11 protein-coding genes are annotated in these 12786 nt (G+C 54.9%); 5 read left to right on the top strand and 6 right to left on the bottom strand.

All coding sequences use genetic code 11. The features are described 5' to 3' along the window. Positions 1–49: 49 nt before the first annotated feature. The 3 genes from glnS to chiQ all read left to right on the top strand — a co-directional run bounded on the left by glnS (position 50) and on the right by chiQ (position 3934). Positions 50–1717, top strand: coding sequence for a glutamine--tRNA ligase (glnS, locus tag I6L58_RS05965; protein WP_006177166.1), 1668 nt, complete (start codon positions 50–52; stop codon positions 1715–1717). 447 nt (positions 1718–2164) lie between these two features. Next, entirely contained in the window at positions 2165–3562 is a 1398-nt protein-coding gene (gene chiP, locus I6L58_RS05955; protein WP_006177167.1) for a chitoporin ChiP, read from the top strand. 42 nt (positions 3563–3604) lie between these two features. After that, complete coding sequence (gene chiQ / locus I6L58_RS05950; protein WP_006177168.1) at positions 3605–3934, top strand: ChiQ/YbfN family lipoprotein; 330 nt, start codon at positions 3605–3607, stop codon at positions 3932–3934. Between the two features lie 142 nt (positions 3935–4076). Here chiQ and fur read toward each other — a convergent pair whose 3' ends face one another. From fur to ybfF, 4 genes are all read right to left on the bottom strand, one after another. Continuing rightward, positions 4077–4523 (bottom strand): ferric iron uptake transcriptional regulator, encoded by a 447-nt coding sequence (gene fur / locus I6L58_RS05945; RefSeq protein WP_006177169.1) that lies wholly within the window; start codon positions 4521–4523, stop codon positions 4077–4079. Positions 4524–4814: 291 nt separating this feature from the next. Beyond that, positions 4815–5345 carry a flavodoxin FldA gene (gene fldA / locus I6L58_RS05940; protein WP_003858653.1) on the bottom strand — a complete coding sequence of 177 codons (531 nt, stop codon included), beginning with the start codon at positions 5343–5345 and terminating at the stop codon, positions 4815–4817. A gap of 155 nt (positions 5346–5500) precedes the next feature. Then, the gene (ybfE, locus tag I6L58_RS05935) at positions 5501–5788 is read right to left on the bottom strand and encodes a LexA regulated protein (RefSeq protein WP_006177171.1); all 288 of its coding nucleotides are present in this window, start codon (positions 5786–5788) and stop codon (positions 5501–5503) included. A gap of 129 nt (positions 5789–5917) precedes the next feature. After that, complete coding sequence (gene ybfF, locus I6L58_RS05930; RefSeq protein ID WP_088207682.1) at positions 5918–6691, bottom strand: esterase; 774 nt, start codon at positions 6689–6691, stop codon at positions 5918–5920. 183 nt (positions 6692–6874) lie between these two features. On the opposite strand from ybfF, the gene seqA reads away from it, so the two are divergent. Both seqA and pgm read left to right on the top strand, forming a co-directional pair. Beyond that, on the top strand, positions 6875–7423 hold the full coding sequence (seqA, locus tag I6L58_RS05925; protein WP_006177173.1) for a replication initiation negative regulator SeqA: 549 nt from the start codon (positions 6875–6877) through the stop codon (positions 7421–7423). A 24-nt stretch (positions 7424–7447) separates the two neighbouring features. Then, complete coding sequence (pgm, locus tag I6L58_RS05920; RefSeq protein WP_006177174.1) at positions 7448–9088, top strand: phosphoglucomutase (alpha-D-glucose-1,6-bisphosphate-dependent); 1641 nt, start codon at positions 7448–7450, stop codon at positions 9086–9088. Positions 9089–9232: 144 nt separating this feature from the next. Here pgm and potE read toward each other — a convergent pair whose 3' ends face one another. Both potE and speF read right to left on the bottom strand, forming a co-directional pair. Next, positions 9233–10546, bottom strand: a complete 1314-nt coding sequence (gene potE / locus I6L58_RS05915; protein WP_088207681.1) for a putrescine-ornithine antiporter — start codon at positions 10544–10546, stop codon at positions 9233–9235. After that, positions 10543–12741, bottom strand: coding sequence for an ornithine decarboxylase SpeF (speF, locus tag I6L58_RS05910; protein WP_088207680.1), 2199 nt, complete (start codon positions 12739–12741; stop codon positions 10543–10545). Before speF ends, potE begins: the two co-directional genes overlap by 4 nt. Positions 12742–12786 lie beyond the last annotated feature (45 nt).

Here is a 12786-nt window from a genome sequence, read left to right as displayed (position 1 = left end):
TATAAGATCATATGCCGTTATACGTTGTTTATGCTTTGAGGAATCCACGATGAGTGAGGCAGAAGCCCGCCCGAGTAACTTTATTCGTCAGATCATTGATGAAGATCTGGCCAGTGGTAAGCACACCACGGTTCATACGCGTTTCCCGCCGGAGCCAAACGGCTACCTGCACATCGGCCACGCGAAATCTATCTGCCTGAACTTTGGTATCGCACAAGACTACCAGGGACAGTGCAACCTGCGTTTCGATGACACTAACCCTGCAAAAGAAGACATCGAATACGTTGAGTCCATCAAGAACGACGTGCAATGGCTGGGCTTCAACTGGTCGGGCGATATCTGCTACTCCTCTAACTATTTTGATCAGCTGTTCGCCTATGCGGTTGAGCTGATCAATAAAGGTCTGGCATATGTGGATGAGCTCTCTGCTGACGAAATCCGTGAATACCGCGGCTCGCTCACCGCACCGGGTAAAAACAGCCCGTACCGCGACCGCAGCGTAGAAGAGAACCTGGCGCTGTTTGAAAAAATGCGTGCCGGTGGCTTCGAAGAAGGCAAGGCCTGTCTGCGTGCCAAAATCGATATGGCCTCGCCATTCATCGTCATGCGCGACCCGGTGCTGTACCGCATTAAGTTCGCGGAACACCACCAGACCGGGAACAAGTGGTGCATCTACCCGATGTACGACTTCACCCACTGCATCAGCGATGCGCTGGAAGGCATTACGCACTCCCTGTGTACTCTCGAGTTCCAGGACAACCGTCGTCTGTACGACTGGGTGCTGGATAACATCACCATCCCTGTGCACCCGCGTCAGTACGAGTTCTCTCGTCTGAATCTGGAATACACGGTGATGTCCAAGCGTAAGCTGAACCTGCTGGTAACCGACAAGCATGTAGAAGGCTGGGATGACCCGCGTATGCCGACCATCTCTGGTCTGCGCCGCCGGGGTTACACCTCTGCCTCTATCCGCGAGTTCTGCAAACGTATTGGTGTGACCAAACAGGACAACACCATTGAGATTGCCTCTCTGGAATCCTGCATCCGTGAAGATCTGAACGAAAACGCTCCGCGCGCGATGGCGGTGATCGACCCGGTTAAACTGGTTATCGAAAACTACCCGCAGGGCGAGAGCGAGATGGTGACGATGCCGAACCATCCGAGCAAGCCTGAAATGGGCACACGTGATGTGCCGTTTAGCGGTGAGATTTGGATCGATCGCGCGGATTTCCGCGAAGAAGCCAACAAGCAGTACAAGCGTCTGGTGCTGGGCAAAGAAGTCCGTCTGCGTAATGCGTACGTGATTAAAGCCGAGCGCGTTGAAAAAGACGCGGAAGGCAACATCACCACCATCTTCTGCTCTTACGATGCCGAAACGCTGAGTAAAGACCCGGCGGATGGCCGTAAAGTGAAGGGCGTTATCCACTGGGTGAGCGCATCGCACGCGCTGCCGGTTGAGTTCCGCCTGTATGACCGTCTGTTCAGCGTGCCTAACCCAGGCGCTGCGGAAGACTTCCTGTCAACGATTAACCCGGAATCACTGGTGATCAAGCAGGGCTTTGCCGAACCGTCGCTGAAAGCCGCACAAACCAGCAAAGCGTTCCAGTTTGAACGTGAGGGTTACTTCTGCCTGGACAGCCGCTACAGCACTGCGGAAAAACCGGTATTTAACCGTACTGTCGGTCTGCGCGATACCTGGGCCAAAATCGGCGAATAATATCGCTGCACTGGTCAATGAGAAACAAACGCCGCTAATTGCGGCGTTTTTTTATTTAATGATCATGCCATTAAAGAACGCTTTTAATAAGGGAAGTCAAAATAACTGGTCAATGCGGTGCTACTTATTTTTTTTAATAAAGTTTGTATATACCCTAAAACAGTAAAGAGGAATTAACAGACAGGTTTTTTAACCCTTAGCCATTGAAAAATCGCGCTTCCCCCCGCCATTACTCGCTTCGGCGTAAATGTTACAAAGCACTACTAATTATGTGCACTTCGTCATAATCCTGAGTTTTGCCCACGAAAAAGCATTGATAATTCGCGTCGCGAAAAATAACCTAAAGACGGTAGTTAATTCGAGGGTATTTCTAACTACCCCTGACCATTAGGTCTTTTATATTTTTCGCCGTTCAGGCGTTTTTAATTCGTCAAAGAGGAATAATCTATGCGTACGTTCAGTGGCAAACGTAGTGCGCTGGCGCTGGCTATTGCCGGTGTGACAGCAATGTCGGGCCTGGTGATTGCGCCAGAGGCTAAAGCAGAAGGTTTCATTGATGATTCAACCCTCACGGGCGGAATTTATTACTGGCAGCGTGAGCGTGACCGTAAAGACGTCACTGAAGACAAATACAAAACCAACCTTTCTCACTCCACCTGGAACGCCAACCTGGACTTCCAGTCGGGTTATGCCGCGGATATGTTTGGCCTGGATATTGCGGCGTTTACCGCAATTGAAATGGCGGAAAACGGCGACAGCGGTCACCCGAACGAAATCGCATTCTCCTCCAGCAATAAAGCCTATGACGAAGACTGGTCCGGGGATAAGAGCGGCATAAGCCTCTATAAGGCTGCGGCGAAATTCAAATACGGCCCGGTATGGGCGCGCGCAGGTTATATTCAGCCAACCGGACAGACGCTGTTAGCCCCACACTGGAGCTTCATGCCGGGTACCTATCAGGGCGCAGAAGCGGGGGCCAATTTTGACTACGGCGATGCCGGGGCGCTGAGCTTCTCCTATATGTGGACCAACGAATACAAAGCGCCGTGGCACATTGAGATGGATAAGTTCTACCAGAACGATAAAACCACTAAAGTGGACTACCTCCACTCCCTGGGTGCGAAGTATGACTTCAAAAACGACCTGGTACTGGAAGCCGCCTTCGGACAGGCTGAAGGCTATATCGATCAGTATTTCGCGAAAGCCAGCTACAAATTCGACGTTGTGGGCAGCCCGCTGAGCACCAGCTATCAGTTCTATGGCACGCGTGATAAAGCCAGCAACGGCACCGTTAACGATATCTACGACGGTACCGCATGGCTGCAGGCGCTGACCTTCGGTTACAAGGTGGGCCAGGTTGACCTGCGTCTGGAAGGGACGTGGGTGAAGGCGGAAGGGCAGCAGGGTTACTTCCTGCAGCGTATGACCCCAACTTATGCATCATCAAACGGTCGTCTGGATATCTGGTGGGATAACCGCTCTGACTTCAACGCCGACGGTGAAAAAGCCGTCTTCTTCGGTGCAATGTATGACCTGAAAAACTGGAATCTGCCAGGCTGGGCGGTCGGTGCTTCTTATGCTTACGCGTGGGACGCGAAGCCTGCTGATATGGCAACCCCGGATGCGTACTACGATCCTAATTACCGCCTGAAAGAGTCCTCCTACAGTCTGGATGCGAGCTACACCCTGCAGGACGGGCGTGCCAAGGGCACCATGTTCAAACTGCACTTCACGCAGTATGACAACCACTCCGATATCCCAAGCTATGCGGGCGGTTACGGCAACATCTTCCAGGATGAACGTGACGTGAAATTCATGGTCATCGCGCCATTCACTATTTTCTGATGAAACCCCGGCGGGCGTGGCCCGCCGAAACGGAGACGGCAGATGAAAAGAAAAGTAGTCATGGTCGCGATGCTGGCAACAGGGCTGGTGGCCTGTGCGCAGCCTCAGGCCCCGAAAGAAGATTCGCGTCTGAAAGAGGCCTACAGCGCCTGTATCAATACCGCGCAAGGCTCGCCGGAGAAAGTTGAAGCCTGCCAGAGCGTGCTGAATGTGCTGAAGAAAGAGAAAGCGCATGAGCAGTTCGCGACGCAGGAGAATGTCCGCGTGATGGATTACCAGGCCTGTATTCAGGCGCGTCAAACCGGTAACGATCAGGAAGTCGAGAAGCGTTGCGATAAGATCTGGCAGGAAATTCGTAATAATAACCAATAGCGCTGTTTGACGCCCGGTGGCGCTGCGCTTACCGAACCTACAGAGGTGTCATCGCCCGTAGGCCCGGTAAGCGCAGCGCCACCGGGCTTTTTAAGGCAAAAAAAAGCCAACCTTGCGGCTGGCTCAGAGTATGAAAGTTTGCTTATTTCGCGTCGTGCGCGTGCTCATCTTCGCGGCAATCGCCTTCCGCACAGTGTCCATACAGGTACAGGCTGTGGTTAGTCAGACGGATACCGTGGCGCGCGGCAATTTCACGCTGGCGTGATTCAATAGAATCATCGCTGAACTCAATGACCTTGCCGCAGTCGAGGCAGATCAGATGATCGTGGTGGTGTTGCTGGGTCAGCTCGAAAACAGATTTACCGCCTTCGAAATTATGACGGGTAACAATGCCCGCGTCATCAAACTGGTTCAGCACACGATAAACGGTTGCCAGCCCAATTTCTTCGCCCATGTCGATAAGACGCTTGTAAAGGTCTTCCGCACTGACATGGTGATTGTCTGGCCCCTGAAGCACTTCAAGGATTTTTAACCGAGGAAGCGTTACTTTCAGGCCAGCCTTCTTTAATGCGGTATTGTTGTCGGTCATGCGGAATCTGTCCTGTTGCTAAACGTTTCACTTCAAAAGAAGAAGTGACAGAAAATGCACCTGGGATAATGCGTCTCATTATAGAACTGCCATGGCTAAATGAAAACTGCAAGTCTCAGGCAAAGTATGCTTATAAAAACGTGGTATCACCAACAAACTTGTTCGATGGAGCCCACTTTTTATCAGGGGGATATTGTACAGGTCTGAGCGAAAAAGTTAAAAGTTTGTAGCAATTAATTTAATCGGTTTTACCTGGCATGCGGGCGCAACCGCAGTTGCGCCGCAGGAAAATCAGGCGTTAAGAATGTCGTCGAGGTTCAGTTCTTCACGGACCTGCTTCACCCATTTTTCGACACGCTCAGCGGTCAGTTCTGGCTGGCGATCTTCGTCGATAGCCAGACCCACGAAGTGATCGTCGTCTGCCAGGCCTTTGGACGCTTCAAAGTGGTAGCCCGCCGTTGGCCAGTGGCCGACAATCGCCGCGCCGCGTGGCTCAATGATGTCGCGGATGGTGCCCAGCGCATCACAGAAGTATTCCGCGTAGTCTTCCTGGTCGCCGCAGCCAAACAGGGCAACCAGCTTGCCGTTGAAGTCCACTTCTTCGAGCGTCGGGAAGAAATCGTCCCAGTCGCACTGCGCTTCGCCATAGTACCAGGTCGGTATACCCAGCAGCAGGATGTCATAACCTTCGAGGTCTTCTTTGCTGCTTTTGGCGATGTCATGTACATCGGCAACGTCTTTACCGAGCTGTTTTTGAATGTTTTTTGCGATGTTTTCGGTATTGCCGGTATCACTGCCGAAGAAAATGCCGATGATTGCCATGAGTAAAATAACCTCTTGAAACTTAATGGTATGGTGGCGCAATTTGTCCACGGATAAGGGCAATAATAGCAGAACTGGCAACCCTGCGGAAACAGCTATCGCGCAGGACTGCACTCTGTGCTACATGAAAAGGGAAATACGGGGGTTTTTCAGACTTATGCCTTGCTGCGTAACGCGTTGAGCTGAGCGAGCAGCATCTCTTCAATCAACTCGCTGCGGCTGATATCACGGGCGGAGGCCAGCTCGTTTAGCGCATCGACAGCGTCAGCGTTGAGCTTCAGTTCGACACGCTTAAGCCCACGATTTTTATCGCGTTTAAGCTGGTTGCGTTTATTGATACGCAGCTGTTCATCACGCGAAAGCGGATTCGTCTTGGGTCGTCCCGGGCGACGCTCATTCGCGAACAGGTCTAGTGTCGTACGGTCCGTTTGTTCTTTGGCCATGATTCAGAGACTTCGGGGGAAAACAAGCCGCCCTGTTAATGCCCGGGCGATAAGCGCGCCATCATACATCACCGAAAACGACACGCCAACGACTGGAAGCCCTCTGTCTTCCAGTCGCTCTCTTTTTAATCAATTCGCCGTATCAGTAAGATAGCGGCGGATAGCGCGCAGGACCGCCTCCGGTTTTTCTGCATGAACCCAGTGGCCCGCCCCGGCGATGACGTGCGCGCGAGCCTGTGGGAACTGCGCCAGCAGTGCGTCGCGGTACGCCTCGGTCACGTAGGGTGAATTGCCGCCGGTAATAAAGAGGGCAGGGTGCTGCCAGGCGGGAACCGGCTGCCAGCCGACAATGTGAGTATACTGATCCCAAAGTACCGGGACGTTAAAACGCCACTGACCGTCGACAAAGGATTTAAGCAGGAACTGCACCACGCCTTCCTCATCGAGGTGTTCACGCATGACGGCTGCGGCCTGCTGACGGGTAGACACGCCAGACTCCGTGACCGCATTGATCGCCGCGAAAATCTCGTCGTGGCGACGTACGTCGTAATCCACGGGGGCCACGTCAACCACCACCAGACCAGCAATACGTTCCGGTGCCAGCGCCGTCAGCGCCATCACCGCTTTGCCACCCATGGAATGCCCGACTAAAGTGACCTTCTCAAGTTGATGGGCATCCAGCGTATCCAGCAAATCCTGCGCCATCGCCGCATAAGTCATGTCAGGCGAACGCCCGGAAAGGCCATGATTACGCATATCGACCTGCAAAATGTCATGATCGGCAACCAGATCGCGCGCCAGTATGCCCAGGTTATCCAGGCTACCAAACAGGCCGTGAACCAGTACGATGGGAGAATTATTGTTCGGCGATTGTGCAGATTGCGCTCGGGTATTCAATTTCATGGCAAAGTTCTTTTTTTACGTATGTCAGGTTAGGGTATCATGTTGTCCATTCTGCCGCCCGGCTGCAAGGATCCAGTTTAATCCGACTTTTGCCGCCAACCTGGTTTGACGCTATCCGCTGTTGGGATTTGCTCCTATAATCCCAACGACTTGTATTCAGATAAGATATCGCACTGGATTAAGATGAAAACAATCGAAGTTGATGACGAACTCTATCAGTATATTGCCAGCCAGACGCGGCATATCGGGGAGAGCGCGTCCGACATTTTACGGCGTATGCTCAAAATTTCCGCCGCCGCACAGCCTGCTACCCCAGCCACTAAAGATGTCGTCTCTCAGCCGAGTGTTACCGCACAAGCAAAACCTGCCGTCGCGCCGGTGAAAGACAAAGTGCGCGCGATGCGCGAGCTGCTGCTGTCAGATGAGTATGCAGAACAGAAAAAGGCGGTTAACCGCTTTATGCTGGTGCTGACTACACTTTATTCACTGGATAACACCGCGTTTGCTGAAGCGACCGAGTCGCTGCATGGTCGTACCCGCGTTTACTTCGCGGGCGATGAGCAGACGCTGCTGCAAAATGGCAATCAAACCAAACCTAAACACGTCCCGGGCACACCGTACTGGGTGATCACCAATACCAATACGGGCCGCAAGTGCAGCATGATTGAACACATCATGCAGTCCATGCAGTTCCCGGCGGAATTGATTGAAAAGGTTTGCGGTACAATTTAACCCTTGCATCAGAAGGACCAGGCAATGGCAAATCACAGCCGTGCAGGCCAACCTGCACAACAAAGCGATTTGATTAACGTCGCTCAACTGACCGCCCAGTACTACGTGCTGAAGCCGGTGGTGGGCAACGCAGAACACGCAGTGAAGTTTGGTACATCTGGCCACCGCGGCAGCGCGGCGCGCCACAGCTTTAACGAGCCGCACATTCTGGCCATTGCCCAGGCCATCGCGGAAGAGCGCGCCAAAAACGGCGTCACCGGTCCGTGCTATGTTGGGAAAGATACGCACGCCCTGTCTGAACCGGCCTTCATTTCCGTACTGGAAGTGCTGGCGGCGAACGGCGTCGACGTGATTGTTCAGGAGAACAACGGCTTTACGCCAACGCCTGCGGTGTCCAACGCCATTCTGGTGCACAACCAGAAAGGGGGCGCGCTGGCAGACGGGATTGTGATTACGCCATCCCACAACCCGCCGGATGACGGTGGCATCAAATACAACCCGCCTAACGGTGGCCCGGCAGACACTAACGTCACCAAAGTGGTGGAAGACCGCGCCAACGCGCTGCTCGCAGACGATCTGAAAGGCGTTAAGCGCATCTCTCTGGATGCGGCCATGGCCTCTGGCCACGTGAAAGAGCAGGATCTGGTGCAGCCATTCGTGGAAGGGCTGGCGGAGATCGTCGACATGGCGGCGATTCAGAAAGCGGGCCTGACGCTGGGCGTTGACCCGCTTGGCGGTTCCGGTATCGAATACTGGAAACGTATTGCCGAGCACTACAAGCTGAACCTGACCATCGTGAACGATCACGTCGATCAGACCTTCCGCTTTATGCACCTGGATAAAGACGGCGCGATCCGTATGGACTGCTCGTCAGAGTGCGCAATGGCCGGCCTGCTGGCGCTGCGCGATAAATTCGATCTGGCGTTTGCTAACGACCCGGATTATGACCGTCACGGTATCGTCACGCCTGCTGGCCTGATGAACCCGAACCACTATCTGGCGGTGGCGATTAATTATCTGTTCCAGCATCGTCCACAGTGGGGCAACGAGGTGGCTGTCGGTAAAACGCTGGTCTCTTCTGCGATGATCGACCGCGTGGTCGACGCGCTGGGCCGCAAGCTGGTGGAAGTGCCGGTAGGCTTCAAATGGTTTGTTGACGGTCTGCACGACGGCAGCTTCGGCTTCGGCGGCGAAGAGAGCGCGGGGGCTTCCTTCCTGCGCTTCGACGGCACGCCGTGGTCAACCGATAAAGACGGCATCATCATGTGTCTGCTGGCAGCGGAAATCACCGCTGTCACCGGTAAAAACCCGCAGGAGCACTATAACGAGCTGGCGGAGCGTTTTGGCGCGCCAAGCTACAACCGTCTCCAGGCGAGCGCGACCTCTGCGCAGAAAGCGGCGCTGTCTAAGCTTTCGCCAGAAATGGTCAGCGCCAGCACTCTGGCCGGTGATCCGATCACGGCTCGCCTGACGGCCGCTCCGGGTAACGGCGCGTCTATCGGCGGTCTGAAGGTGATGACCGAAAACGGCTGGTTCGCCGCGCGTCCGTCCGGCACGGAAGATGCGTACAAAATTTACTGTGAAAGCTTCCTCGGCGCTGAGCACCGTCAGCAGATTGAGAAAGAAGCGGTAGAGATTGTCAGCGAAGTGCTGAAAAACGCGTAAGTGCTGGTGTGTTGCGGGCTGATGCCCTCACCCCGACCCTCTCCCACAGGGAGAGGGAGAAAACACTAAAAACGGCAACCCCAGGGTTGCCGTTTTACATTGATTTTGTAGGCCCGGTAAGCGCTAGCGCCACCGGGCTTTTTTTTAGCTGTGTTTGTTCGTCAACTCAAAACGCGGTGAAACCAGCCCGTACAGCGTCCAGCCCATAAACGTGACCATTGCGCCGTAGAGCATCGCTTCCTGACCGGAGGAGTAGAGCGCATAGAAGCTGTAGATGGCCCCAATCAGCGCCACGATATTCGCCGCTTTTGCTTTGCGCGGTTCGACCTTCGCCACCTTCTGAATGATCACCAGCGCTGCCATCGACAGGATATACGGAATGATATTGGTCACCACCGCCAGGTTGACCAGCACGTTGAACTGGCTGTTCAGCGACGGGCTGATGGTCATCAACGACAGACCGCTCTGGAAAATCACAATCGCCAGCATTCCCTGCACGGGCGCATCGGCTTTGGTCACGCGGGAGAAGATTTTCGGAAAGTAGCCTTCATCCGCCGAGGATTTAAACACCTGCGCGATGGTGAACTGCCAGCCGAGCAGCGAACCACAGCAGGACATCACCATCAGTCCCATAATCACTTTCCCGACTTCCGGGGTGAACATTTGCGCGAAGGCCAGACCGAACGGCGCGGTAGAGCTGGCAAGATCCATATTTGGGACGATCCCGGCAATCACGTTGGTCGAGAGGATGTAAATCACCGCCGCCCCCAGCGTACCGCCCAGCACCGCAATCGGCACGTTCTTCTCCGGGTTTTCCACCACGTCGGCGTTGGCACAGGCCGATTCCAGGCCCAGGAAAGCCCACAGCGTCATGGCGATGGACGAACCTACCGCGGTAAAGAACGGCACATGGTGCGGGTTCCACGAGTTGGCGTACAGCGTCGGGCTAAACCAGAACCAGCCGATAACGCACAGCCCGACTACCGGGATAATCACCCCCCAGACGGTAATGCTGCTGAGCTGTCCGGTGATGCGCGCGCCGCCGAAGTTGGCGACGGTGCAGATCCACAGCACGCCGATGGTCGCCAGCCCAATTTGCACCGGACTCAGCGTGGCGCCAAACAGCTCCGTGCCGTAACCCACCGCTGAAATGGCAATCGCCACGTTAGCGATGAGCAGCGACACGCCGTAGGTGTAGTTCGCCATAAAGTTGCCGGACTTGCCGAACGCGTATTCCGCATAGCCTCCCATGCCGCCTGACTTGCGGCTAAACATCCCACACTTGGCAAACGCCCAGGCCAGCGCCATCGAGCCAACGGCGGTCACCAGCCAGGAGATGATAGAGATGGTCCCGACCTCGGCGAGCTTGGTGGGCAGCATGATAATCCCGGACCCCATCATGTTCACCATGGTGAGGATGGTCAGCTGCACCACGCCCATCTTGTTCGACTTGCTCATAATGCTTCTCCTTTCAGCAGCGCGGGCTGGTCAGCAGACCGTTTGATGACGTAGCAGCGAACCTGCTTACGACCGTCACACTCCTCGACGTACACACCCTGGAGTTCCGGTGCGAAGCCCGGTAACAGGTTGATCCCTTCTTCCAGCGCCGCAAAGTAGCGCAGTACCGAACCGCCCCAGACTTCACCGGGAACCACGCACAGCACGCCCGGTGGATAAGGGAGCGCGCCTTCGGCGGCGATACGTCCTTCAGCATCGCGCAGCGAAACCAGCTCAACCTCGCCGCGCAGATAGGCGTAGTTCGCCTCCTGCGGGCTCATCATCACGCGCGGGAAGTGAGATTTACGGAACATCTCTTTTTGCAGCTGTTTAACGTTATTGCGGGCGTACAGGTCATGCATCTCCTGGCAGATTTGCCGCAGGCTGTAATCCGCATAGCGATCCGGATGCTGTTTATAGAGTGACGGCAGCACCTCTTTTAAAGGCGCATCGCGCTGGAGCAGCTTTTCGAAGCGCACCAGTTGGGCGACCAGCTGCTGCAATTTGCCCATATCTTCCGCAGGCGTCAGCAGGAACAGGATCGAGTTGAGGTCGCATTTCTCCGGGATGATGCCGTTTTCGCGCAGGAAGTTGGCGAGAATGGTGGCGGGTACGCCGAAATCCTCATACTCACCGCTGCTGGCGTTGATCCCCGGCGTGGTCAGCAGCAGTTTGCAGGGGTCGATGAAGTACTGGTGCTCGGCGTAGCCGTCAAAGGCGTGCCAGCGTTCGCCCGGCACGAAGTGGAAGAAGCGCAGGTCGGTGGCTATTTCCGCCGTATCCCAGCTCTCCCAGGGGCGTCCATCGACCTGTTCAGGCACGAACGGGCGGATAAACCGGCAGTTTTCCAGAATGAGCTTGCGCGCTTCAATGCCGTTTACCACGCAGTCCATCCACATATTGCGTCCACTCTGGCCCTCGTGCATGCGGGCGTTAATATCCAGCGCGGCGAACAGCGGGTAAAACGGGCTGGTGGAGGCGTGCATCATGAAGGCGTTGTTGAGGCGCTTGTGGGGCACATAACGCGGCTGGCCTTTAATGTGGCTGTCCTTCTTGTGGATCTGCGAGGTTTGCGAGAAGCCGGCCTGCTGTTTATGCACGGATTGAGTGACCAGAATGCCCGGGTCGTTTTCGTTCAGCTCCAGAAGCAGCGGCGAGCAGTCGGCCATCATCGGAATAAACTGTTCGTAGCCCACCCAGGCGGAGTCAAACAGGATGTAGTCGCACAGATGACCGATCTTATCCACGACCTGACGGGCGTTATAAATGGTGCCGTCATAAGTACCAAGCTGGATCACCGCGAGGCGAAACGGGCGCGGTGCGTGCGTGCGATCGGGTGCCACGTCGGATATTAACTCGCGCAGATAGCGCTCTTCGAAGCAGTGCGCATCAATCCCGCCGATAAAGCCATACGGATTACGCGCGGTCTCCAGATAGACCGGCGTTGCGCCCGCCTGTAGCAGGGCACCGTGATGATTAGATTTGTGGTTGTTGCGATCGAACAGCACCAGGTCGCCCGGCGTGAGCAGGGCATTGAGCACCACTTTGTTTGACGATGAAGTGCCATTCAGCACGAAGTAGGTCTTATCGGCGTTAAAGACGTTAGCCGCATGCTGTTGGGCGATGCACGGCGCGCCTTCGTGGATCAGCAGATCCCCCATCGCCACGTCAGCGTTGCACAGGTCGGCGCGGAACAGGGTCTCGCCAAAGAAATCCACGAACTGATTTCCGGCAGGATGACGGCGGAAGAACTGGCCCCCCTGGTGCCCCGGGCAATCAAATTCGCTGTTGCCCTGCTCAACGTAGTCCACCAGGGCGCGGAAGAACGGCGGGCGCAGGTGGGTTTCGTACTTCTGTGCCGCCGCTTCCAGTTGGCGTCCGTAAAAATCATTGCTGGTGTCTGAACATTCAAAAACGCCATGAATGCGCGACAAATAGTCTGCCGGGACAATCTCGTCTTTCTGGGTGGCAATAAAGACAGGAATGCCAAAGCCTGTCGCCTCAATTTCTTCTATCGCGCCTGTATATATATCCTGGGTGGCCAGAACCACGGCGGCGACGTCAATATAATCGGTTGTGCTGACATCTACCGTCTCGCGATGTGTGGTAAAACAGTCGGGGCAGGTACGGCTGATGGCAATTTTTAAATTTTTCATCTTTCACTCTTTATTTTAGGTAATAGCAGTCCCTCGATTTCTTTA

This window comes from Enterobacter cancerogenus (genome assembly GCF_019047785.1).
GTDB lineage: Bacteria > Pseudomonadota > Gammaproteobacteria > Enterobacterales > Enterobacteriaceae > Enterobacter > Enterobacter cancerogenus.
This window is presented reverse-complemented; position numbering and strand designations above follow the sequence as displayed.

Bases quoted from the DNA above. Each gene is read 5' to 3' on its own strand.
- ybfE (WP_006177171.1), bottom strand. From the start codon at position 5,788: ATGGCCAAAGAACAAACGGACCGTACGACACTAGACCTGTTCGCGAAT.
- pgm (WP_006177174.1), top strand. From the start codon at position 7,448: ATGGCAAATCACAGCCGTGCAGGCCAACCTGCACAACAAAGCGATTTG.
- seqA (WP_006177173.1), top strand. From the start codon at position 6,875: ATGAAAACAATCGAAGTTGATGACGAACTCTATCAGTATATTGCCAGC.
- fur (WP_006177169.1), bottom strand. From the start codon at position 4,523: ATGACCGACAACAATACCGCATTAAAGAAGGCTGGCCTGAAAGTAACG.
- fldA (WP_003858653.1), bottom strand. From the start codon at position 5,345: ATGGCAATCATCGGCATTTTCTTCGGCAGTGATACCGGCAATACCGAA.
- glnS (WP_006177166.1), top strand. From the start codon at position 50: ATGAGTGAGGCAGAAGCCCGCCCGAGTAACTTTATTCGTCAGATCATT.
- speF (WP_088207680.1), bottom strand. From the start codon at position 12,741: ATGAAAAATTTAAAAATTGCCATCAGCCGTACCTGCCCCGACTGTTTT.
- potE (WP_088207681.1), bottom strand. From the start codon at position 10,546: ATGAGCAAGTCGAACAAGATGGGCGTGGTGCAGCTGACCATCCTCACC.
- chiP (WP_006177167.1), top strand. From the start codon at position 2,165: ATGCGTACGTTCAGTGGCAAACGTAGTGCGCTGGCGCTGGCTATTGCC.
- ybfF (WP_088207682.1), bottom strand. From the start codon at position 6,691: ATGAAATTGAATACCCGAGCGCAATCTGCACAATCGCCGAACAATAAT.
- chiQ (WP_006177168.1), top strand. From the start codon at position 3,605: ATGAAAAGAAAAGTAGTCATGGTCGCGATGCTGGCAACAGGGCTGGTG.